The organism is Marinobacter sp. C7 (genome assembly GCF_022343555.1).
GTDB lineage: Bacteria > Pseudomonadota > Gammaproteobacteria > Pseudomonadales > Oleiphilaceae > Marinobacter.
In genome coordinates this window covers 190041-213836 of record NZ_JAKQZH010000003.1, presented here as the reverse complement: position 1 = coordinate 213836, position 23796 = coordinate 190041, and the positions used below count along the sequence as shown (strand labels likewise).

Below are 23796 nucleotides of genomic sequence, written 5' to 3'. Positions count from 1 at the left end.
TCAGAAGTCGTTCATTCCAAGGCTTTTGAGGGCCCGGTCGCTGTCAGCCCAACCGCGCTTTACCTTGACCCACAGCCTCAGCATGATCTTGCAGCCGAACATCCGTTCCATATCGGCACGGGCTTCCTGGCCAATGCGGCGCATGCGCTCACCCTTGTCACCAATGATGATCTTCTTCTGACCGTCCCGCTCCACCAGGATCAGCGCGGAAATATGCAGGGTCTTGCCCTGATGCTTGAACTCCTCGATCTCGACGGCCACGGAGTAAGGCAACTCGGCGCCCAGTTGGCGGGTGATCTTTTCCCGTACGATTTCCGCCGCCATGAACCGCTCGCTGCGGTCGGTAATCTGATCATCCGGGTAGAAATGCACGCTCTCGGGCAGATAACGGCCAACGGCCTCCTCCAGGGGCTGGAGATTGGTTTCCCGCAAGGCGGACAGCGGAATGATCTCTGCGAACTCCCGCTTCTTCGACAGCATCTCCAGGTGTGGCAATAAGGCGTCCCGGTTTTCCAGTTTGTCGACCTTGTTGACCGCCAGGATCACCGGGCACTTCACCCGGGACAGCTTCTCCAGGACCATTTCATCGGCCGTCGTCCAGGCCAGCTGATCCACCACGAACACCACCACATCGACATCGATGAGCGCCGACGAGGCGGCCTTGTTCATGTAGCGGTTCAGGGCCCTGGGCTCGTCTTCATGCATGCCCGGGGTATCCACATAGATCGCCTGGACCGGGCCCTCGGTCTTGATACCGAGCACCTGATGGCGGGTGGTCTGGGGCTTGCGGGAGGTAATGCTCAGTTTCTGCCCGAGAATGTGGTTCAGGAGCGTTGACTTGCCCACATTGGGACGGCCGACAATGGCCACGAATCCGCAACGGCTGTCAGGATTCTCGGGACGGGTAATATCATTCATCAGGAATTCTCCACACCCAGCTCTTTCAGGGCGTTTCGGGCCGCCTGCTGCTCGGCCACGCGGCGGCTGCTGCCGGTACCGGTCGTCTTGCGGTCGAGGGATGGCAGGGCGCAGGATACATGGAAGGTCTGGTTGTGAGCTTCACCGTCTACCGAAATGACGTCGTAGCGCGGGAGCGGAAACTGCCGGGACTGCAGGTATTCCTGCAACCGGGTTTTCGGATCCTTCTGGGTATCCTGTAGATCCAGGTTCCTCAGCCGCTGTTCAAACCAGCGCAGTACCTGCGAACGGCAGGTATGGAAATCACTGTCCAGGTAGATCGCGCCGATGATCGACTCCACGGCATCAGCAAGGATGGATTCGCGGCGGAAACCGCCGCTTTTCAGTTCACCGGAGCCCAGTCGCAGGTATTTGCCCAGCTCGAACTCGCGACCGATTTCCGCCAGGGTCACGCCCTTGACCATACGAGCCCGCAGCCGGCTCAACTGGCCCTCCCGCGCTTTGTCAAAGTTCAGGAACAGGTACTCGGCAATGACCATGTTGACGATGGAGTCCCCCAGGAACTCCAGCCGCTCATTGTTCTGGTTGCCGTAACTGCGGTGTGTGAGCGCCAGCAGCAACCGCTCGGGAGACTTGAACTGATAGCCGATGCGCCGCTGTAACTGGTCCAGATCCGGTTGTGAACTCACTTGCCCTTCAACTCATACTCATGCTTGAAGTGGATAACAGTATCCACGTTACTGAAAACGTTGTTACGAACCTCGTAATCCACCTTGATTACGACGAATTCGCCATTCTTCTCCACGGAAATGTGCTTGGGATCAAAGCCACGCACATTGTTGACGCTCAGGCGCTTGTTGATCAGGGTAAGCACCTGCGCAGGCCCCATGCTGGAAAGCCCCTCCGTGCCGTCCAGGCTCTCCAGGGCTTCCTGAATGGTCAGGTCGTCGATGTAGACCGGCCCCAGCTTGACCACCAGCGTCAGCAGGCTGCCGAAGAACAGCACCATGATCAGGATGGTCAGGACGGATGCGCCACCCTGACGCCCCATCGTGGAGAGATTGTTTTTCTTCATTATAACTGCACTCCAGATTAGTCTGCGTTATTCGATGCCACCGACACGATCAAAGGATGGCAGACTGGTGATGGATTTCCAGTGCATCCAGATCGCGAAGGCCTTGCCCACGATCAGCTCGTCAGGCACCGTGCCCCAATAGCGGCTGTCGTTACTGTTGTCCCGGTTATCGCCCATGACGAAGTAGTGGCCTTCGGGAACGACCCACTCGCCTTCACCGGAGTTACCCGGCCGCCCGAGCGTAAGGAAAATGTCATGCTCCACCGTGCCGAGATCCTCCCGGCGCAGCTCCATCGGGGGCAGGCGCGCCACGAAACTCGTGTCGACCAGTTCACCATTGATGAACAGCTGCTTGTCCTGGTAGCGGATACGATCGCCCGGCAGCCCGATTACCCGTTTGATGTAATTGGTCTCACCATCCTCCGGATAACGGAACACCATAACGTCACCCCGCTCCGGATCCCCGACTTCCAGAATCTTGGTGCCGGCAACCGGCAGGCGGAGCCCGTACGCGTACTTGTTGACGAGAATGAAGTCACCGACTTCCAGCGTGGGCAACATGGAACCTGACGGTATCTGGAACGGCTCCACCAGAAAGGACCGAAGCACAAGCACAATTGCCAGAACCGGGAAGAACGAACGGCTCAGGTCCACCAGATAGGGCTCTTTCGGCTCCGCCTCATCGCCGGATACCGATTCACCTTCCTGGCCGACGCCGGGGCTGCTTGACCTCGCCGCCGCAAGCCGGCGTTCACGCAGGAAGAGCTTATCCGCCAGCCAGATCAGACCCGTCGCGAAGGTCAGTACTACCAGAACCAGGGGAAAATCGATATCCATCCGGGAGCCTTCTGTTATTTGTCGACTTTCAACACGGCAAGAAACGCTTCCTGAGGCACCTCGACATTACCCAGCTGCTTCATACGCTTTTTACCTTCTTTCTGCTTCTGCAGCAGTTTCTTTTTACGGCTGACGTCGCCACCATAACACTTGGCGGTCACGTTCTTGCGCAGAGCCTTCACTGTCACCCGGGCCACCACATGGGTACCGATGGCCGCCTGGATCGCAATATCAAACATCTGCCGTGGGATCAGCTCCTTCATCTTGTCGATGAGCTGACGCCCCTTGTAGTGTGCCTGCTCCTTGTGAACAATCAGCGCCAGGGCATCTACCCGCTCGCCATTGATCAGCACATCCAGACGGACCAGGTTCGCCGGCTGGAAACGCACAAAGTGGTAGTCCAGGGAAGCAAAACCACGACTGGCCGATTTGATCCGGTCAAAGAAGTCCATGACCACTTCTGCCATGGGCAACTCGTAGGTGAGCTGAACCTGAGTGGACATGAAGTGCATGTTCTTCTGGACGCCCCGTTTCTCCTCGCACAGCGCGATCACGTTACCCAGATGCTCCTGTGGCACCAGGATATTGGCCTCGACGATTGGCTCCCGCATTTCCTCGATGGAACCAATATCCGGAAGCCGTGAGGGATTGTCCACCGACAGGGTCTCACCTTGCTTGGTGACAACCTCATAGATGACCGTCGGCGCCGTGGTGATCAGATCCAGGTCATACTCGCGTTCGAGCCGCTCCTGAATGATCTCCATGTGCAGCATGCCCAGGAAACCACAGCGGAAACCGAAGCCAAGGGCGTCGGAATTCTCCGGTTCGAAGAACAGCGAGGCGTCGTTCAGTGTCAGTTTTTCCAGGGCGTCACGGAAGTCGTCGTAGTCGTCCGCGCTGACCGGGAACAGACCGGCGTAAACCTGCGGCTTGACCTTCTTGAACCCGGGCAGCATCGGGGTGTCTTCAGCGAACTTCTGGTGCACGATGGTATCGCCCACCGGAGCGCCGTGGATATCCTTGATACCCGCAACCACAAAGCCTACGTCACCCGCCTCGAGGATATCGGTGTCCTTCGGCTTGGGATTGAAAATCCCCACCTTGTCCGCGTTCCAGGACTTGCCGGTGGACTTGATGACAATTTTGTCACCCTTGCGCAGTGTACCGTCGGTAACCCGCACCAGAGACACCACGCCAAGGTAGTTGTCGAACCAGGAATCGATGATCAGCGCCTGCAGCGGGGCGCTACGGTCACCCTTCGGTGGCGGGATCTTACGGATCAGGTCTTCCAGCACATCTTCCACACCCACGCCGCTCTTGGCACTGCAGCGCACCGCGTCGGATGCCTCGATACCGATAATGTCCTCGATCTCGGCAGCCACCCGCTCCGGCTCAGCCTGGGGCAGATCCATCTTGTTCAGGACCGGCACCACCTCAAGGCCCTGCTCGATGGCGGTGTAGCAGTTGGCCACGGACTGGGCTTCCACGCCCTGCCCTGCGTCCACCACCAGCAGCGCACCTTCACAGGCGTACAGGGAACGCGACACCTCGTAGGAAAAATCCACGTGCCCCGGGGTGTCGATGAAATTCAGTTTGTAGGTCTCACCATCCCGGGCCTTGTAATTGAGCGTGACACTCTGGGCCTTGATGGTAATCCCGCGCTCCCGTTCCAGGTCCATGGAATCCAGGACCTGCTCGGCCATCTCACGGTCTGTCAGGCCGCCACAGATCTGGATGAAGCGATCAGCGAGGGTGGATTTACCGTGGTCGATGTGGGCGATGATGGAAAAGTTACGGATTCGGCTCAGTTCAGTCACAGAAAATGAATACTCATAATTAAGACGAAGGATTGAGCCCGGAGGGGCCGCTACCGGGATCCGGGAACGGCGTGATTTTACCGGTTACCGCCGGCCATTGCCATGATCAGGAAATCAGCGGTTTCTCATACTGGCGAATCAGGAAGCCTATAAGGGCATCTTCATCCAGCGGGTAGCTGAACAGGTTACCCTGACACTGGGCACAGCCGGCGGTTTTCAGGAAGCTCAGTTGCTGGAGCGTCTCAACGCCTTCAGCCACCACCGTCAGGTGCAGTTTGCGGGCCAGAGCGATGACCGCAGAAGCGACGTCGGTGGCACTGACATTGTAGGGAATATCGCGAATAAAGCGATGATCAATCTTGATCACATCCAGGGGCAACTGCTGTAGCGCGTCCAGGGAGCATGAGCCGGTGCCGAAATCATCAAGAATCAGGCACACACCCAGGTCATTGAGAGCCACCAGCAGCTCCCGCAACATGCGCGGGTCCTCATTGAGCAATTCCGCCGGCATTTCGAGTTCCAGCCGTTCCGGCGAGACGCCCGTTTCGGTGATAACCTGCCGAACCATGCTCAAAAAGCCGCTGTCGGTCAGCTGCCGCACCGAGAGGTTGACCGCCATTTTCAGCGAATCGAAACCCGCCCGCTCCAGCGCCTGAACCTGGATACAGGCCTGCCTCAGCGCCTGCTCACCCAGGCGGACGATCAGACCGGTTTCTTCGGCAAGCCCGATAAACTGCTGGGCCGAGACCAACCCCTTGTCCGGATGATGCCACCGCAGGAAGGCTTCAACCCCGATCACCCGCTCCGTGGCCAGGTCCACCTTGGGCTGGTAGTGCAGGACAAACCGGTCCTCATCAAGTGCAGTCGCCAGCTCCTCCTGCTGCAACAATCTGCGGGCAGCCTGGATGTTCATGGCCGGGGTGAAGAACTGGTAGGTGTTCCGACCCACTTCCTTGGCACGGTACATGGCCAGATCCGCGTACTTCATCAGCGTTCCGGAATCCTCACTGTCGTGGGGAATCATCGTGATACCGATACTGACGGTGACGCCGACTTCGTGGTCATTGAGCCGCACCCTCTGGCACAGCCGACGCAGGATGGTCTCCGCCACCTTGCCGGCGGCATCCGGGCCGCTGATCCTGGACAGCAGCACGACAAACTCGTCTCCTCCAAGGCGCGCAACCGAATCTTCCTCCCGGACACACCCCTCCAGCCAGTAGGCGACCTGGCGCAGCAACTCGTCGCCCGCATCGTGGCCGAGGGTGTCGTTGATTCGTTTGAAGCCGTCGAGGTCCAGGAACATCAACGCTGCCGAATCGCCGCTCCGACGGCTCCGGCGAACCACATGATTGAGACGGTCCCGGAACAGCTGTCGGTTCGCCAACCCGGTCAGGGGATCATAGAAGGCCAGCCGATGCAGTTCCGATTGCGCTGCCTTGAGCTGGGTCAGATCACGGAGGCTAAGCACAACGCCATTGACCCCCGGCACCGACAACATGGCAGTGTAGGTGCCCTCCATGTCCCGCCATTGCCCGCGGGCATCCTTGATCCGGGCCCGGATCTCGGGCATCTGTTTACCCGGAGACTTTATGGACGCTTCGAACCCGCGCTGCAGCTCGGGCCAGTCATCGCCGTGAACCAGGTCCTCAAACGCCAGTTCCGGCACTTTTTCCGGCTCGAACCCGAGAATGTCGAGGCTGGAGGGACTGGCGTAAAGGGGCTGGCGATCACGACTCATCACCAGCGTCACGTTCGCAGCTCCCTCGGTGATGGCCCGGTATCTACCTGCAGTGATCTGCGCCATCAGGCGGGAGCGGACCAGGGCCAGTACAAACAGGAACAACAGCGCGGATATCACCACGCCACTACCCAGGACAATGGGCGGCCGCGGGTCAGAAGCCAGGTAATCAAACGCTGGCGTGGAGCGGGTCTGCAACAGCCAGTCACGACCACCGTGGGTGATGGTCTGACTCATCTCGAAACTGAACTCATTGTCCAGTGAGCCCAGGTTAGAGCCATACATGACCGCGTCCCGACTGATAATGCCATTGTCATAAATCCGGACATCAAGGAACGGCGCGATCAGCCCGACAATACCATCGAGCAGGTTGTTCATGCGGAAAGCGCTGAAGACAAAGCCGGCGAGCATCATACGGCGTTCGGCACGATTCTCCGGAATGGTGCCGCCCTGGTAGACCGGATAGTACATCAGGAAACTGGCCTGGTCTTCGGCCAGTTCCTCCTGCACCAACACAACCTTCGGTGTCACGGCAGGTTGAGCCTTGTCCCGTGCCTGTTCCATGGTCTGCCGATGACTGGGGTCGCTGAAGGCATCGTAGCCAAGTGCGCGCAGGTTTCGCTCCGTGCCCGGCTCCAGGTAAACCATGGGATAGTAATAGGGACCGGCACCCAGGGGGGTGACGAGGTAATTGTGAACCCCTTCCGCCCGGACCGACGCAATATGATCGGCCATCTGCCGGACTCCGATGCGACGGACATAGCCGATACCCTGGATTCCCGGGTAATAACGATTGATATCGACCTTGTCGACATACTCCCGCCATTCGTCCCGGGAGACCTCACCCGCTACGGCAAACAATCCGGCACTACCGGCCAGCACCTGTTCGTAGTTCAGCAGACGTTCTTCGATGGCGGTTTTCAGCTGGAGAGACTGGGTCCGGAAACGGGCCTCCGCACGGTCTTCGACCAGGCGGATGGAGAACTGCCAAAGGACCACCGTTACGGTGATGCCGACTGCCAATACCAGCCAGGCAACCCAGGCATTACGGAATTCAAGCAGTCTGCGGAGGGGAAGTTCCTTCTTGTTCGTCATCTGTCGGGGTCCGTTCCGTGGCCTCTTTATTATCGATCCGCGCGAGTATAGCAAAAGCCCCCGGACCTGTCGCTCCGACCGGCCCGGGGGCTTTCAGATTGCCGTATACCGGCTCAGGACCGCTGAATCAGGGTTTCATGACCAGATACAGGGCCCGCCCCTGACGCACGATCCGCACCGATACGGCTCGACCCTCCGGCAGGGACGAGACCACATCGCGGAAGTCGGCCACGGAACGGATTTCCTGGCGGTTGATCTCGGTGATCACGTCCTTCGGCCGGATCCCCGCCTCGAAGGCAGGACCGCGCCCGATATTGGTGACAACGACACCGCCCGGAACCCCAAGCGAGTCGGCCAGTTCCGCCGGCAGAGACTCGACAGTCATGCCCAGGGGCGCTGACGAGGATCCCCCGTTCGGGCCGGCCGGCGCCTGGCTTTGCGCCTGGGCTTCGTCCGGCAGCTGGCCGATCTCCACGTCCAGCACCATTTCCTCTCCACCGCGCAGAACAGTCAGACTGGCGGTTTCGCCGACCGGGGTGCGACCAACCATTGGAGGCAGATCCGACGAGAACTGGATTTCTTCTCCATCATACTCAAGCACGATATCACCGGACTGCAGGCCGGCCTGTTCAGCCGGCGAACCTTCCATGACCTCGGCAACCAGGGCACCTCGGGGACGCTTCAGGCCAAAGGACTCGGCCAGGTCGCGGTTGACCTCCTGGATCAGAACGCCCAGCCAGCCACGGGATACCATGCCCTTGTCGCGAATCTGACGGAATACATTCATGGCGTCGTCAATGGGGATGGAAAAGGACACGCCCATGAAACCGCCAGAACGGGTATAGATCTGGGAGTTGATACCGACGACCTCGCCGTCCATGTTGAACAGGGGCCCCCCGGAGTTACCCGGATTGATGGCAACGTCCGTCTGGATGAACGGAACATAGTTTTCGCTGGGCAGGGAGCGACCCAGGGCGCTGACAATGCCCGCCGTCACGGTGTAATCAAAGCCGAATGGCGAACCGATGGCGAAGACCCATTCACCGACCTTGAGATCCCGGGACTTGCCGATCTGGACCACGGGCAGATCATCTCCGCCCTCGATCTTCAGCACGGCCATGTCGGAGCGGGGATCGGTTCCAACCAGCCTGGCAGGTAGCTCGCGGCGATCGTTCAGCCGCACGACGATTTCATCGGCCCCCTCAACCACATGGTTGTTGGTCAGCACATAGCCGTCGCTGGAGACAATGAAGCCAGACCCCATGGAACGGCGCGGCTGAGCCCCGCCCGGCGCACCACCGAACGGTGACTGCGGGCCGCGGAAAAAGTGCTGGAAAAATTCGGGCATCTGTTCCAGTTGGCGCTCATCGAAGGGCATACCGCCAAAACCGGTGTTACCACCCTTGGGCTCGGTGGTGGTACTGATATTGACCACGGCACCGGAATTCTCTTCAACCAGGCCGGTAAAGTCCGGCAGGCTGCGGGCAGCTACGCCCTGACTCCAGAACACCATCACCATGACGGACATCATCAGCAGGGCTCCGAGAACCTTGTCGAGCCGAAACGCGGGCAAGGTCTGGGTGGCCACTGTTATCTTCCTCGGCATGTTGAACCCCCTGTATTAACATCGGATTACTTTTAGTTTGAGGCTCGGGTAAGCGTTTTCAACTTACAAATCGGTAGGGTTTATGGACAGGTTTCCGACGAAATCCGGTTACGTCGCAGCAACCTGGGCTCATAGCCATCTCTGCGATCGGTGAACAGCCGCGTAAGCACAAAACCGCCACCAAGGCCGGCAACGGCGCCGAGCATGGCCCCGAGATCGCTGCCACCTGTCAGGTTGTGGCCGGCGATGGTTGCCAGCACCATGGCAACGAGCGGCAACGCGTACACCCGCATGGAAGCCCCCAGCAGAGCCCGTTCCTCGATCCCGATGGTCACGTCATCCCCCACCCGGGCGTTGATGGTATTGGCAACCAGGATCTGATTGGCCCGACCACCGCTCACCGAGGCCAACGCCCTCTGGCCGCAGCCACTCCGGGCCGAGCAACTCTGGCAGGCGCTGGCCCGAATGGTTTGCACCCAGACCTGATCCCCCTTGGTCGCTATGACCTTGCCGGTCTCTGTAATCATGAACCACTGCCCTCAAGCGCCAGGCTGTCCTGAATCCGCACGGACTCGGCCACCTTCCGGGCTGTTTCCGGCGGGACCTCACCAACCACGGTGACCAGGAACTTGCGTCCGGAGGACTCAAGCTCATGCATGTAGACGGTCGTTGCGCCGATACGGGATACACCCCGGGGCATTTTCAGTCGACCGGCAGGCTCGACGAATACCGAGAACGCCGCCAGACCATCCGAGAAGGCGACCGCCTGGCCGCGGCCGGCCCTCGGCGCCGCTGCAGGGGCAAATCCCTCCGGGCGCCACCCGAGTTCCCAGCCACTGGTTCGGGGAACCACGGACGCCTTGGCGACCCCTTCTTCTTCGGACAGATTCCGGGATATCTCCCGGCCCTCGGTACGAATCTCGAACTCCTCGTCCGGAATATTGTCGGTAATTTCCAGACTGGTGAACTGGAACTGTTCCATCACATCACCGGATGCGGCCCGGACGTGACTTTTGACGAGCAAGCCGGTCGACCGCTCCAGCCACAACCGATGGCTGTACCGGTATTCGTCCCGGGATCTCAGCGCAATCTCGACGGCCTGATAGCCCGCCACCCGATCCTCGCCAACCATCTCGGCGTTGTACCAACGATTGACCGGCATCAGCTGACTGGTGAATGCCTCGGCAAAGGGGCCGGAAGGGATTACCTGATCCAGCCGGACCCGACCGCGATCCGGCAGCACGCAGACCACATTGACCCCGCGACGAACGATCTCCCCGTTACCCCCGTCCTGCAGTACCAGACGCTCCTCCACGACCCCGTCACGGTAGCGATGGGCAATCTGCATGGAGTGGACCTGACTGCCACGGGCGTAGACAAACACCCCTCGGTAAGAGGTCATGTTCAGGGCCGGGGCAAGACGCTCCAGCCATTGGTGCGCCTCACTCTCGTCCGCATCGGCAACAACCGGCCCCGAAACCACCGCGGCGAGGAGAGCCAACAGCAGGGCCGGAAAGCCGCCCATTTTCAAGCGTGATGAAAGCCTGTTCATGCTCACTCGCACTCCAAGATATCAGTATCCATTGCCGGCACTGACCACCCGGGCATAACCGACCGCACCGCGACCAGCCCCTACACTGTTATGCTGGGCATGCTCCAGCAGGTACTGGCTCATCTGCTCCCATTGTTCTTCATCCAGCCCCTGCAGGGTCACTTCACTGACCGGTGCGGTGGCTGCTGTCTCGTCAGGAAGGGATTGTGCGGCGACCTCCGGAGCCACGCTTGCCGCAGGCCCCTCCCTGGAGTCCCAACCGGCCCCGGCTCCAAAGCCGACCACCAGCGCGACCGCAACCATTGCCACTGCTGGCCAGCGCCAGCGCGTAACCGGTGTGGCACCTCGTGCCGACGCCCGGTAAGGGGTGACACCGGAACGGCCATCGAGCGCCGCTCGGACGCTGGCACTGACATCCACCCCCTCCGCCGGCGTGTGGCCACTGTGCATCAGGTCCCGAACCTGCTGCCAACGCTGCCACTGATCGCGCACGTGGGCCTGATCATGATGAGACAGCAGTCGGCGGACTGAAAGCTCATCCGCTTCGTCATCCATCATGGCCGACAGGGTTTCTCTGAGACGATCATCCATCGGATGCAACCTCAAGTTGTCTCTGTGTGATTGAGCAATGGGCCCAGGTGCCGGTCCACGGCATCGCGGGCCCGGAAAATACGGGAACGGACAGTTCCGATCGGGCATTCCAGAATTTTGGCGATGTCCTCGTAACTGAGACCATCGTATTCCCGCAAGAGGAAGGCCGACCGCAACTCTTCCGGTAATTCGGCGATCGCCCGGGACAGCTCCTCTTGCAGCTGCTCCCGTTGTAACAGCCGCTCCGGGGAGGCAGGATCCCTCAGCCGGATTCCATCATCGAAATTCTCGGCGTCAGAAACATCGGCACTGGCCTGCGGCCTCCGGCCCCGGGACTCCAGGAAATTCTTGGCGGTATTGACCGCAATCCGATAAAGCCAGGTATAAAAGGCACTGTCCCCCCGGAACCGGTCGATGGCCCGGTAGGCCTTCACGAAGGTTTCCTGGGTGAGGTCCATCACTTCCTGGGAATCGTACACATAACGGCTGATGATTGAGGCCACTCGAGTCTGGTATTTGACGACCAGCAGGTCGAAAGCCGCTCGATCACCGTTGCGGACCTTGCGCACGAGCTGCAGGTCCGTCTGGCTATCGGAGTGGTCACCCTGTGTCTGATTCTGTTCAGGCGTCATGGACAGTTTGCCGGTTTTCCCTGATGTCTTGGCCAGTTGAGCGGCCGTTGCGAGATTTGCTTGACTCATCACTGCTGTCCGGCGTCCGTTTTTGTCCATCTTCAGCGCGCGCTCCGAGGGGCGCGCCGTCAGGCCAAATAGACAGCAGGCGTAAAGTTTAGTTCAATACACGTCCACATTATGGCCCGCGATATCGACTCAATGCCACAGTCCTACGTATACGATGTTCTCATAATCGGCAGTGGTGCTGCCGGTCTTACCGTCGCCCTGAACCTGCCGAAGCACCTGAGCATCGGAGTCATCAGCAAGGCCGACATCAGCAGTGGCGCCACCCTTTGGGCCCAGGGCGGCATTGCCGCTGTGCTGGATGACAAGGACTCCGTCGAGAACCACATCCAGGACACCCTGGCAGCGGGCGGGGGCCTTTGCCATGAGGACGCTGTGCGCTTCACCGTGGAAAACAGCAAGGACAGCATCGACTGGCTGATTGACTCCGGGGTGGATTTTACCCGGGAGGATGACAGCGAGAACTATCACCTGACCCGGGAGGGCGGGCACAGTCACCGGCGCATCATCCACGCCGCCGATGCCACCGGCCACGCCGTCTCCACGACCCTGACGTCCCAGGCCCAGGCGCGCCCCAACATCCAGCTGATGTCGAACCGGGTGGCCGTCGATCTGATCACCAACCGGAAACTGTCGTTGCCCGGTAACCGGTGCGTGGGAGCCTACATTCTCAACCTGGAAGACAATCATGTGGAGCTCTTCCGGGCCCGGTTTACCGTAATCGCCACCGGCGGCGCGTCAAAAGCCTACCGTTACACCACCAACCCCGACGGAGCCTCCGGTGATGGCATTGCCATGGCCTGGCGGGCGGGCTGCCGGGTAGCCAACATGGAATTCAACCAGTTCCACCCCACCTGCCTGTACCATCCCCATGCCAAATCGTTCCTGATCACCGAGGCGGTTCGCGGCGAGGGTGGCTTGCTGAAACTGCCGGATGGCGCCCGCTTCATGGACCGTTTCGACGAACGGGCCGAGCTCGCCCCCCGGGACATTGTGGCCCGGGCCATCGACCACGAGATGAAGCGGCTGGGTGTGGACCATGTTTACCTGGACATCAGCCACAAGCCCGCAGATTTTATCAAACACCACTTCCCGACTATCTACGAGAAGTGCCTGGGTTTTGGCATCGACATCACGAAAGAACCGATCCCGGTGGTGCCGGCGGCTCACTATACCTGCGGGGGTATCATCAGCGACGAACGGGCCCGCACCGACGTCAACCAGCTCTATGCAGTCGGCGAGGCCGCCTTCACCGGCCTGCACGGCGCCAACCGCATGGCCAGCAATTCGCTGCTCGAGTGCCTGGTCTACGGCCGGGCCGCAGCGGCCGACATTGCCCGCCGGGAGTCAGACATCCCGCCTCCCCCGGAAGCGCCGGAGTGGGATGAAAGCCAGGTCCGGGACTCGGACGAGGACGTGGTCATCTCTCACAACTGGGATGAATTGCGCCACTTCATGTGGGATTACGTCGGCATCGTCAGAACAACCAAACGGCTCCAGCGCGCCAAACACCGGGTCGACCTTCTGGACCGGGAAATCAGCGAGTTCTACAGCAATTACCGGGTCTCCAATGATCTGCTGGAGCTGCGCAACCTGGTCACGGTTGCCGATCTGATCATCTGTTCGGCACTGCAACGGCGGGAGAGCCGCGGCCTGCATTACACCCTTGATTACCCGGGCCTGCTCAACGAAGCCCGGGATACGGTTCTGGTTCCGACGACCTACCGGACCCAGGCCCCCTGACCCTTCAAACTCTCTGGAAAACTGGCGATACCATTATGTCCGATACTCCCTCTACGTCTGACAACCCCGAGTTCAAGCGCCTGTGGTGGCACAGCCGCCGTGGCATGCTGGAACTCGACGTGCTCCTGGTTCCCTTCGTGGAGGAGGTCTATCGTGACCTTGATCCCGAGGACCAGGCGCGGTATCAGAAACTCCTGGGTTGCGAGGACACCGACATGTTCGAGTGGTTCATGCAGCGCAGCCGACCGGAAGACCCGGATCTCCAGCGCATCGTCGACATGATCCTGAACCGTGTCCAGCCGGATTGATCTCCGGATATCACCCTCGGTCAGTGCCGGCCTCATAGCAGCTCTCCCGTGGCTGACATTGTTCGCCTTTGCACTGACCGCGAGCGCCGACAACAGCCCCTGGATGCTGGCCCTCGCCCCGGTGGCATGCGCCGGCACTGTGCTGCACTTTCGCCGGTTTGGTCTGCTGCAGAGCAAACTCTCGGTCACCGGCCTGGCACTGGAAGCCGGGCAACTGCAGGCAATACTTCCCGGCCAGAGCGCAGTTCCCGTCGAACCCAGTGGCGCCAGCCGGCTGGGGCCGCGGCTGACGCTCTTGAAACTACGCCCGACCGGCACCAGATTAAAGGCGTACTATCTCATTCTCCTGGCCCCCGAATCATGGCCTGGCGGCAACGTCTGCCCCGACCAGTTCCGCAGGTTGCGCCAATGGCTTCGCCTGGGCCAGTCGCCGTCGTCCAACTGACACACGACCCGGAGTTTCCATGACCGACACGGATACCGCTGCTTCCAACCGACCAGAAACCGTCAGCCTGCCGTTGCCCGACCGGGGTTACGCCAGACTCACCGACCGGATCCTGGTCCGAGTCTCCGGTCCCGGTACCGACAAATTCCTTCAGGGCCAGTTCAGCCAGCACCTCGATGAAGTCACCAATAACCGCGCCCTCAGGGCGGCCGCCAGCAACCCGAAGGGGCGTGCCTACTGCCTGACCCGGCTGGCCCGGGATGGGGACAGCGTGGTTCTGGACCTGCCGGCCGCTCTGGCGGACCAGATCCTCGCCCAGCTGCGGAAGTACCTGATGCTATTCCGGGGCACGACCATGGCCCCCCTCGAGGATGGTCTGATCTGGGGCCTTCTGGGCCGGGAAACGGCAAGCGCGATCGCTGGCCGGGATATTTCCGGGCTTGAGTCGGCGGGAGACACTCTCGGCGTCGATTCAGGCCTCCTGATTCGGGTTGAATCCGACGACCGGGGCACCGAACGGTATGAATTCTGGCAGACGTCCGGGGAACAGCCGGAGTTCGGCGACGCTCCGGAGCTGTCACTGGCGGACTGGCACGCAACCGAGATTGCTGCGGGCATTCCCGCCCTTGACGAGGCAAACTGGGAAACCTTCGTGCCACAAATGCTCAATCTCCAGCACCTCGGTGGTATTCACTTCAAGAAAGGCTGCTATACCGGCCAGGAAGTCATTGCCCGTATGCATTTCCTGGGGCAACTGAAAAAGAGCCTGTTCCGGTTCCGGAGTGCCGGGAGCATCGCGCCTGGCGCGGATATCAAAATGGGCGAGCGGACCGTGGGTTCAGTGGTCAACCAGGTCGCCTTTGAGGATGGCTCGGTGGAACTGCTCGCGGTGGTTCGTCACGACGCCGCAGCCCAACCCCTGTCGGCGGACGGTAACGCCCTGACTGCCCTGCCCCTGCCCTATGCGGTGCCGGAGCGGGAACAAGACAACGGTCCGGACGACTCAGCCCGCTGAGGCCGGGGCCGGTTTCCGGTAGCGGGCAATCAGGTCCGCCTTGCTGGGCAGCGACCAGTCAATGGGCGCCTGCCCATTCCCCTGGAGCCACTCGTTGGCCCGTGAGAAATGCCTGCAGCCGAAGAAACCCCGGTAGGCGCTGAGGGGCGACGGGTGCGGTCCTTCCAGCACCAGGTGCCGGTTACGATCAATGTGCCGCCCCTTCTTCCGGGCGTAACTGCCCCAGAGCAGGAATACCACACCGGAGCGCTCCCGATTGACGGTTTCAATCACCTTGTCGGTAAAGGTTTCCCAGCCCTTACCCTGATGGGCACCGGCCTGGCCCTGCAAGACCGTCAGAACGCTGTTCAGCAACAGCACCCCGCGCTCGGCCCAGGGCTGGAGGCAGCCATGGTCTGGCGGCTCGATACCGAGATCGTCCCGGATTTCCTTGAAGATATTGACCAGGGAGGGCGGCACCGGTACTTCCGGGCGCACCGAAAAACACAGCCCGTGGGCCTGACCCGGGCCGTGGTAGGGATCTTGGCCCAGAATTACGACTTCCACCTGGCCCAGGGGCGTACTGTTCAGCGCATTGAAACAGAGCGCACTCGGCGGGTAGATTACCTTGCCGGCCTGCTCTTCCGCCGCGAGGAACTCCGCCAGCTTCTGCATATAGGGCTGGCTGAACTCGCCGCCCAGGTGATCATCCCAGCCACGGCCGGGCTTGAGCTGACTTGCCAGGGTTTGGGCGGGGTGCATGACTGTCTCCCGGGGGATCTTTGGATTGAAGGTGGGGTCAGATGAAAGCCTTCATCTGACCCCGGGGGCGGGGCTGAAAAATGGGGTCAGATGAAGGCTTTCATCTGACCCAGGCTTTCGGACCTACCGCCGACGCTGACCGGTTATTCCTTGTCTTCCGCCTCAGGGTGCTCGATCTTGTGCTCCGGGCGCATGTGCGGGAACAGGATGACGTCGCGGATGGACGGCGAGTCGGTCAGCAGCATGGCCAGGCGATCGATGCCGATACCCTCACCGGCGGTAGGCGGCAAGCCGTATTCCAGGGCCATGACGTAGTCCTCGTCATAGAACATCGCTTCGTCGTCCCCGGCGTTCTTCTCCGCCACCTGGGCGTGGAAGCGCTCGGCCTGGTCCTCGGCATCGTTGAGCTCCGAAAAGCCGTTAGCCAGTTCGCGACCGCCCACGAAAAACTCGAACCGTTCAGTGACAAACGGATCATCGTCCTTGCAGCGCGCCAGCGGCGAAACTTCCTTCGGATAGTCGGTGATGAACGTCGGCTGCACCAGCAGGTGCTCGGCGGTTGCCTCGAAGATCTCCACCAGCACCTTGCCGAGGCCCCAGGTGTCCTTCAGCTGAATACCCAGTCCATCGGCCACCCGGCGGGCGCTGGCCTCGTCGCCCAACTGACCGGCCTGGATGTCCGGATTGTGTTCCAGGATTGCCTCAACCACGGTCATGCGCTTGAACGGCATCCCGAAATCGTACTCCACGGTCTCGGTTTCGCCATTGGCCAGCTCGCGGGTGTTGACCACGGTGGTGGTGCCCAGCACTTCCCTGGTGATCTGCCGGAGCATGTCTTCCGTCAGGTCCATCAGATCGTTGTAATCCGCATAGGCCTGGTAGAACTCCACCATGGTGAACTCGGGGTTGTGCCGGGTGGAGAGACCTTCGTTACGGAAGTTGCGGTTGATCTCGAACACCCGCTCGAAACCGCCAACCACCAGCCGCTTGAGGAAGAGTTCCGGGGCTATGCGCATGTACATGTCGATGCCCAAGGCATTGTGATGGGTCACGAACGGGCGTGCCGTGGCGCCACCGGGAATCACCTGCAGCATCGGGGTTTCCACTTCCATGAAACCACGGGCATTGAAGTAGTTGCGCATGCTGTTGATCAGGCGCGTGCGGATCTGGAAGGTCTTGCGAGTTTCCTCGTTGACCATCAGGTCCACATAGCGATGCCGGTAGCGGGCCTCCATGTCGGTCAGGCCCTTGTGCTTCTCGGGCAGCGGCCGCAGGGATTTGGTCAGCAGCACGTATTCGTCCATGGTGACGTAAAGATCACCCTTGCCGGACTTCGAGAGGGTGCCCCGGACACCGATGATGTCCCCCAGATCCCAGTGCTTGGTTTCCTTCTGGACATCCTTGGTGGCGTAGACCTGGATGCGACCGGTCATATCCTGAACCACCTTGAACGCCTTGCGGTCCAGCATCATGCGACCGGCAATGGCCACCTTGATATCAAGCTGCTCCAGCTCCTCCTTGCTCCTGTCACCGTATTTTTCCTGCAGCTCGGCAGCGGTGGCATCGCGACGGAAGTCATTGGGGAACGGATGGCCGTGGCGGCGCATGTCAGCCAGTTTGGCGCGGCGCTCGGCTATCAGCTTGTTGTCCTCGTGCTGTGCGGCGTGTTGAGTGTGTTCAGTCATGTTGGCTCACTAGGATTCGGATTGTCCGGTTTGAACGAGAGTGCGGCGCCGGTTACAGCGCCATCTTCAGACTGGCTTCGATGAACTTGTCGATATCACCGTCGAGAACCGCCTGGGTGTTGCTGGTTTCCACCTTGGTGCGCAAATCCTTGATGCGGCTGTCGTCGAGCACGTAGGAGCGGATCTGGCTGCCCCAGCCGATGTCCGACTTGGCGTCCTCCTGTTTCTGCTTCTCGGCGTTCCGCAGCTGCATCTCACGCTCGAAGAGCTTGGCCTTCAACTGCTTCATGGCCTGGTCTTTGTTCTGGTGCTGGCTTCGGCCAGCCTGACAGGCCACCACGATACCGGTCGGGTTGTGGGTCAGTCGCACCGCGGACTCGGTCCGGTTTACGTGCTGACCGCCGGCACCGGAGGCGCGGTAAACGTCCACGCGCAGATCCGCCGGATTGATCTCGATCTCGAAACTGTCGTCGACTTCCGGCGATACGAACACGGAAGAAAACGAGGTGTGGCGACGGTTACCGGAATCGAACGGGGACTTGCGGACCAGGCGGTGCACGCCGGTTTCGGTACGCAGCCAGCCGTAGGCGTAATCGCCCTGGATATGGACAGTGGCACTCTTGATGCCAGCCACTTCCCCTTCCTGAAGTTCGACGATCTCCGCTTTGAAACCACGGCGCTCGGCCCAGCGCAGATACATGCGCAACAGCATGTTGGCCCAGTCCTGGGCTTCGGTGCCGCCGGAACCGGCCTGGATATCCAGATAGGCGTTGTTGGCGTCCATCTCGCCGGAGAACATACGACGGAATTCCAGCTTCTGAAGCTCGCCGTCCAGCTGCTCCAGATCGGACTGGATCTCGTCAACCGTGCCCTCGTCGTCCTCTTCCACGGCCATGTCCAGCAGGCCTTCGGCGTCGTTGAGGCCGTTGGTGAGGTTGTCGATGGTGTGGACGATCAGCTCCAGGTCAGAACGTTCCTTCCCCAGGGCCTGGGCCCGCTCCGGATCGTCCCAGACACTGGGTTGTTCCAGTTCCCGCTCTACTTCGACCAGACGTTCACTACGCTGATCGTAGTCAAAGATACCCCCTCAGCGCTTCAGTGCGCTCGCGAAGCTCTTTGATCTTCGTCACTATGGGATTGATTTCCATGAAACCCTTTCTCGCTTTGGCAAATGGGGTGTAAAACAGAGGCGGAATTCTACCGGAATTCCGAGTGTAAATCAGCCGTACCGCGGAATCGCGTCGCCAACTCGTGGGTCGGACCAAAGACGGGGGTCTGACCCCGTGGGGTCAGACCCCACCTTCAACCATCGGCGTACGCCGCAACTCCAACCACGAACTCCGGGGTCTGACCCCGAACGGGGTCAGACCCCATTTTCACCTACAAAGCCTCGATGTAATCGACCAGCAACTGCAGATTCGTCCGCCCCCGAAAGGTATTGGCATCCGGCTTGTAAACCACTCGCGCTCCCGACCGCGTGTAATCTGGCACCTCCGGCCCGGTATTGAAGGCAATGCCGTCAATGATCCCGCCACCATCCGCCGGTTGCAGCACCAGTTTCAGATGGTTTTCGCCGACAATCCGCTGGCTCACCACACGGAACTCACCATCAAACACCGGTTCCGGGAAATGCTGCCCCCAGGGACCGGCCCGCTTGAGCAGGTAGGCGGTGTCCAGGTTCAACTCATCGATACCCAGCGGGCCATCGGTGATGATCGCCGCCTCCAGGTCCTCCGGAGTAAGCGCATCGCGCACAGCCTTGTCGAACGCCTCGCTGAACGCATCCAGATCTTCCCTCGCGATGGTCATGCCGGCAGCCATGGCGTGGCCACCATACTTTTTCATCAGCCCCGGATGACGGGCATCCACCACCGCCAGAGCATCACGAATGTGCAGACCGGGAATGGAGCGGGCGGACCCCTTGATGTGCTGACCATCATCGTCGGGCGCAAAGGCGATGGTGGGCCGATGGGTCTGTTCACGAACACGGGCAGCCAGAATACCGATCACACCCTGGTGCCAGTCGGGATCGAACAGCGCCAACCCCCAGGGCAGACCTTCAATGTCCAGGGACATGGACGCCAGCAGTTCCTGAGCCTGGCTTTTCATGTCCCGCTCGATGGTGCGGCGCTCTCGGTTGAAGGTATCGAGTTCCCGGGCCAGACGCCGGGCTTCGTCCGGGTTGTCAGCAAGCAGGCAGGCAATGCCTACGCTCATGTCATCCAGGCGGCCAGCGGCATTGAGCCGTGGCCCGACCACAAAACCGAGATCGGTGGAGCTGATCTGGGTATGGTCACGACCGGCCACTTCCAGCAACGCCAAAATGCCCGGCCTTGCCTCACCCTGCCGGATCCGGCGCAACCCCTGCTCGACAAAGATACGATTGTTGTGATCCAGCGGTACCACATCCGCCACCGTGCCCAGCGCAACCAGATCCAGCAGGCAGCCCAGATTCGGCTCGGGCTTTGGCAGCCTGCCAACGTCCCGCAGGTGCTTGCGCAAGGCGGTGAGTACATAGAACATCACCCCGACCCCGGCGGCATTCTTGCTCAGGAAGGGACAGCCCGGCTGGTTGGGATTAACGATGGCGTCGGCATCCGGCAGCACCTCGCCGGCCAGGTGATGATCGGTCACCAGGACCCGAACCCCCATGTCCCGGGCCGCCTTGACACCTTCGATTGCGGAAATACCGTTGTCTACGGTGACCAGCAGATCGGGCAACTGACCTTCGTCTTTCAGGCGCTCAATGATACCGGGCGTCAGGCCATACCCGTCTGCGAACCGGCTTGGTACACGGAAATCCATATCGCCGAGTCCGAGCATGGACAGACCAAGCATGGCGACCGCAGTACTGGTGGCACCATCGGCATCGAAATCCCCCAGCACGAGCACCTTTTGCTGTCGGTCGATGGCCTCGGCCAGTAACTCCACGGCACGGTCAATGCCACGCAGCTGAAGGGGTGACGCCAGATGTTTCAGGGTATAACTGAGCTGTTCGTCCGAGGTTACACCACGGGCGGCGTAAAGGCGGCGCAGTAAGGGAGGCAGGTTTTGCCCCCAAACCGGCACCGTGTCCGGCCGGGGGCGACGCAGGATTTTTTTCGGTGTCATACCGTATCAGGCATTTTTCCAGTGTTTGGCAATAAACGCCTGAACCCCGGCCACGTCGTTGTCCAACACGGTATAGCGCTCTTCGCGCTCGAACAGGTCGGCCATATGGGCTGGCAGCTGCGGCTTCACACTGAGGCCCGATTCGGCAATCGCATCCGGGAACTTGGCCGGGTGCGCCGTCCCGAGGGTGATCATCGGCACCGCCGGATCGCGGCGACATGTACGGGCGGCCCGGACACCGATGGCGGTGTGCGGATCCAGCAGGTACTCGTTTCGCTCATAGATCTCGCGGATGGTGTCGCAGGTGGTCTTGTCATCCACTGCATCGCTGTCGAACAGCTTGCGGGCATGACGCCAGCGGTAATCTTCAATGCTGACCGGACCCTTGGCCGCATTCTCCAGCAATTTCTTCACCGCCGCGCCATCGCGACCATGCAGGTCGAACAGCAACCTCTCGAAATTGCTGGACACCATGATGTCCATGCTCGGCGACAGGGTATGTTCCAGCTGGTGCTGCTCGTACTTGTTGCCGCTCATGAAGCGATGCAGGATGTCGTTGCGGTTGGTGGCAATGACCAACTGGGAGATGGGCAGCCCCATCTTCTTGGCCAGGTAACCGGCGAAAATGTCGCCGAAGTTACCGGTCGGGACCGAGAACGCCATGCTGCGATCCGGTCCCCCGAGGGCCAGGGACGCCTGGAAGTAGTAGACGATCTGGGCCATGATCCGGGCCCAGTTGATGGAGTTCACCGCCGCCAGCTGGGTCTTGCCCCCCAGGAAGGACTGATCCCCGAAGCTCTCCTTCACCATGCGCTGGCAATCGTCGAAATTGCCCTTCACCGCGATGTTGTGAATGTTGTCACCCTGCACCGTGGTCATCTGCCGGCGCTGCACCTCGGATACCCGCTGATGCGGATGCAGGATGAAGATATCCACGTGCTCGCAACGACGGCAGCCCTCGATGGCGGCCGAGCCGGTATCGCCGGACGTGGCGCCCATGATCACCACATGCTGCTTGCGCTTTTCGAGCACGTAGTCCAGCAGGCGACCCAGTAGCTGCAGGGCGAAATCCTTGAAAGCCAGGGTCGGGCCATGGAACAGCTCAAGAACCCACTCGTTGGTGTCCAGCTGGACCAGCGGCGCCACGGCCTGATGGGCGAAAACGCCATAGGTCTCATCCAGCATTGTGCGGAAGTCTTCCGCCGGGATGGCATCGTCCACGAACGGGTACATCACGTTGAACGCCAACTCGCTGTAGGACAGGCCGCGCCAGCTGCGGATCTCTTCCAGACTGAAATGCGGAAGGGATTCGGGAACATACAGGCCGCCATCGCTGGCCAGACCGGTCAGAAGGACGTCTTCAAAGCCCAGGGCGGGTGCTTCACCCCGTGTACTGATGTATCTCACTTTGGTACCTGTCAGTTAAAGTTTTCGGCGCGGATGCGGACGACTTTGCCATCGATATCCGACAGCGCTTCCATTTCCTCGATTGCCAGGTTCATCTGGCGCTCCTGAACGGTGTGGGTCAGGATAATCACCGGAATCCGGCCATCCTTGAACTCCGACTCCTTCTGCATGATGGACTCGATGTTGATGCCGTGTTCGCTGAGGATCGAGGCAATCTTGGCCAGCACGCCCGGATGGTCAAACGCCTGGATGCGCAGGTAATAGGCCGACTGGATATCCTCCATCGGCAGGACATCGAGGTCCTCCATCGCATCCGGCTGGAAGCCGAGGTAAGGCACCCGCAGGGTGCTCTCGGTCGACACGGCACGCGCCACATCAACAATATCCGCAATCACCGCGGACGCGGTCGCCTCATCACCGGCACCCGGACCGTAGTACATGGTCTGGCCAACCGCATCGCCGTCCACCAGAACCGCATTGAGTACGCCGTCCACCTGGGCAATCAGATGGCTCTTCGGAACCAGTGTGGGGTGGACCCGCAGCTCGATGCCGTCGTCACGCCGACGGGCAATGCCCAGGTGCTTGACCCGGTAGCCCAACAGCTCGGCGTGGGCAATGTCGTAGGGCGTGATCGCCGAGATCCCCTCGGTGAAGCCCTTTTCGAACTGCAGGGGAACGCCGAAACCGGAGGAGGCCAGAATGGTCAGCTTGTGGGCGGCATCGATACCTTCCACATCAAATGTCGGGTCCGCCTCGGCGTACCCCAGTTCCTGGGCTTCCTTGAGCACTTCCCCGAACTCACGGCCCGCGCGCATCTCGGTCAGAATGTAGTTACCGGTGCCATTGATGATGCCGGCGATCCAGTCGATACGGTTGGCAGCCAGGCCCTCCCGAATCGCTTTGATAACGGGAATGCCGCCGGCCACTCCGGCCTCGTAGGCAACCACGACGCCCGCCTTTTCGGCGGCTTCAAAGATTTCGTTACCGTGCACGGCGATCAGCGCCTTGTTGGCCGTCACCACATGCTTGCCGTTGCGGATGGCGGCGAGCACCAGCTCCTTGGCGGTGTCGTAGCCACCGATCAGTTCGACCACAACATCAACCGCCGGGTCATTGACGACGTCGAAAATGTCGGTGGTGAAAGGAACATTGCCCAGATCCAGGTCGTCGCGGCTGCGACGGCTGGCCACCCGGGTAATTCGGATGTTGCAACCGGCACGACCCGCAATTAGCGCGGCGTTACGGGTCAAAACATTGAATGTACCGCCGCCAACGGTTCCCAGTCCGCAGATTCCGACACTGACGTCTTTCAAACTCTCACCTCTGATCCCGAAGGGGTGCTGATGGATTGCAATAGAAGGGGCATAGTATACCGATTCAGGGGCGGCTGAATAAGCCCCGAATCGGTCAGGTT

The 23796-nt window shown here is 60.6% G+C and carries 21 protein-coding genes; 4 read left to right on the top strand and 17 right to left on the bottom strand.

The genetic code is table 11. The annotated features are described in order from the left end of the window. The 11 genes from era to rpoE form a co-directional block, all read right to left on the bottom strand. On the bottom strand, nucleotides 1-918 hold the full coding sequence (era, locus tag MD273_RS15440) for a GTPase Era (protein WP_239038691.1): 918 nt from the start codon (nucleotides 916-918) through the stop codon (nucleotides 1-3). Then, complete coding sequence (gene rnc / locus MD273_RS15435; RefSeq protein ID WP_092004827.1) at nucleotides 918-1607, bottom strand: ribonuclease III; 690 nt, start codon at nucleotides 1605-1607, stop codon at nucleotides 918-920. Before rnc ends, era begins: the two co-directional genes overlap by 1 nt. Beyond that, nucleotides 1604-1993, bottom strand: a complete 390-nt coding sequence (locus MD273_RS15430; RefSeq protein WP_239038690.1) for a DUF4845 domain-containing protein — start codon at nucleotides 1991-1993, stop codon at nucleotides 1604-1606. Before MD273_RS15430 ends, rnc begins: the two co-directional genes overlap by 4 nt. Before the next feature lie 27 nt (nucleotides 1994-2020). Then, entirely contained in the window at nucleotides 2021-2830 is an 810-nt protein-coding gene (gene lepB / locus MD273_RS15425; protein ID WP_239038689.1) for a signal peptidase I, read from the bottom strand. A 14-nt stretch (nucleotides 2831-2844) separates the two neighbouring features. After that, nucleotides 2845-4647, bottom strand: a complete 1803-nt coding sequence (gene lepA / locus MD273_RS15420; RefSeq protein ID WP_239038688.1) for a translation elongation factor 4 — start codon at nucleotides 4645-4647, stop codon at nucleotides 2845-2847. A gap of 106 nt (nucleotides 4648-4753) precedes the next feature. After that, nucleotides 4754-7480: a bifunctional diguanylate cyclase/phosphodiesterase gene (locus MD273_RS15415; protein ID WP_239038687.1), complete on the bottom strand. Its 2727-nt coding sequence runs from the start codon at nucleotides 7478-7480 to the stop codon at nucleotides 4754-4756. A gap of 127 nt (nucleotides 7481-7607) precedes the next feature. After that, the gene (locus MD273_RS15410; protein WP_239038837.1) at nucleotides 7608-9011 is read right to left on the bottom strand and encodes a DegQ family serine endoprotease; all 1404 of its coding nucleotides are present in this window, start codon (nucleotides 9009-9011) and stop codon (nucleotides 7608-7610) included. A gap of 155 nt (nucleotides 9012-9166) precedes the next feature. Further along, nucleotides 9167-9613 carry a SoxR reducing system RseC family protein gene (locus MD273_RS15405; RefSeq protein ID WP_239038686.1) on the bottom strand — a complete coding sequence of 149 codons (447 nt, stop codon included), beginning with the start codon at nucleotides 9611-9613 and terminating at the stop codon, nucleotides 9167-9169. Continuing rightward, nucleotides 9610-10638, bottom strand: coding sequence for a MucB/RseB C-terminal domain-containing protein (locus MD273_RS15400; RefSeq protein ID WP_239038685.1), 1029 nt, complete (start codon nucleotides 10636-10638; stop codon nucleotides 9610-9612). The genes MD273_RS15405 and MD273_RS15400 overlap by 4 nt, the downstream gene beginning before the upstream one ends. A gap of 21 nt (nucleotides 10639-10659) precedes the next feature. Continuing rightward, entirely contained in the window at nucleotides 10660-11229 is a 570-nt protein-coding gene (locus MD273_RS15395) for a sigma-E factor negative regulatory protein (protein WP_239038684.1), read from the bottom strand. Between the two features lie 11 nt (nucleotides 11230-11240). Further along, the gene (gene rpoE / locus MD273_RS15390) at nucleotides 11241-11861 is read right to left on the bottom strand and encodes an RNA polymerase sigma factor RpoE (RefSeq protein WP_239038836.1); all 621 of its coding nucleotides are present in this window, start codon (nucleotides 11859-11861) and stop codon (nucleotides 11241-11243) included. A 201-nt stretch (nucleotides 11862-12062) separates the two neighbouring features. Here rpoE and nadB point away from each other — a divergent pair, with 201 nt between their 5' ends. Genes nadB through ygfZ form a run of 4 tightly spaced genes read left to right on the top strand, consistent with a single transcriptional unit; the run spans nucleotide 12063 to nucleotide 15438 of the window. Then, nucleotides 12063-13670 carry an L-aspartate oxidase gene (gene nadB, locus MD273_RS15385; RefSeq protein WP_239038683.1) on the top strand — a complete coding sequence of 536 codons (1608 nt, stop codon included), beginning with the start codon at nucleotides 12063-12065 and terminating at the stop codon, nucleotides 13668-13670. Between the two features lie 35 nt (nucleotides 13671-13705). Continuing rightward, nucleotides 13706-13978: an FAD assembly factor SdhE gene (locus MD273_RS15380; protein WP_239038682.1), complete on the top strand. Its 273-nt coding sequence runs from the start codon at nucleotides 13706-13708 to the stop codon at nucleotides 13976-13978. Beyond that, entirely contained in the window at nucleotides 13962-14423 is a 462-nt protein-coding gene (locus MD273_RS15375; protein ID WP_239038681.1) for a hypothetical protein, read from the top strand. Before MD273_RS15380 ends, MD273_RS15375 begins: the two co-directional genes overlap by 17 nt. Nucleotides 14424-14442: 19 nt before the next feature. Continuing rightward, entirely contained in the window at nucleotides 14443-15438 is a 996-nt protein-coding gene (ygfZ, locus tag MD273_RS15370; protein ID WP_239038680.1) for a CAF17-like 4Fe-4S cluster assembly/insertion protein YgfZ, read from the top strand. Here the strand turns inward: ygfZ and ung are convergent. The 6 genes from ung to MD273_RS15340 all read right to left on the bottom strand — a co-directional run bounded on the left by ung (nucleotide 15427) and on the right by MD273_RS15340 (nucleotide 23695). Beyond that, the gene (gene ung / locus MD273_RS15365) at nucleotides 15427-16179 is read right to left on the bottom strand and encodes a uracil-DNA glycosylase (protein ID WP_239038679.1); all 753 of its coding nucleotides are present in this window, start codon (nucleotides 16177-16179) and stop codon (nucleotides 15427-15429) included. The two genes, ygfZ and ung, sit on opposite strands and share 12 nt — an antisense overlap. A 143-nt stretch (nucleotides 16180-16322) precedes the next feature. Then, the gene (gene lysS / locus MD273_RS15360) at nucleotides 16323-17864 is read right to left on the bottom strand and encodes a lysine--tRNA ligase (RefSeq protein ID WP_239038678.1); all 1542 of its coding nucleotides are present in this window, start codon (nucleotides 17862-17864) and stop codon (nucleotides 16323-16325) included. A 52-nt stretch (nucleotides 17865-17916) separates the two neighbouring features. Beyond that, a protein-coding gene (prfB, locus tag MD273_RS15355; protein ID WP_239038677.1) for a peptide chain release factor 2 occupies nucleotides 17917-19012 on the bottom strand; the annotation gives its coding sequence in 2 pieces (ribosomal slippage) (nucleotides 17917-18939 and nucleotides 18941-19012; 1095 coding nt in all). 232 nt (nucleotides 19013-19244) lie between these two features. Next, nucleotides 19245-20975 (bottom strand): single-stranded-DNA-specific exonuclease RecJ, encoded by a 1731-nt coding sequence (gene recJ / locus MD273_RS15350; RefSeq protein WP_239038676.1) that lies wholly within the window; start codon nucleotides 20973-20975, stop codon nucleotides 19245-19247. 6 nt (nucleotides 20976-20981) lie between these two features. Further along, a complete protein-coding gene (thrC, locus tag MD273_RS15345) occupies nucleotides 20982-22382 on the bottom strand; it encodes a threonine synthase (protein ID WP_239038675.1) in 1401 nt (466 codons plus the stop codon). A gap of 11 nt (nucleotides 22383-22393) precedes the next feature. Next, nucleotides 22394-23695, bottom strand: coding sequence for a homoserine dehydrogenase (locus MD273_RS15340; protein WP_239038674.1), 1302 nt, complete (start codon nucleotides 23693-23695; stop codon nucleotides 22394-22396). Between the last annotated feature and the right edge of the window lie 101 nt (nucleotides 23696-23796).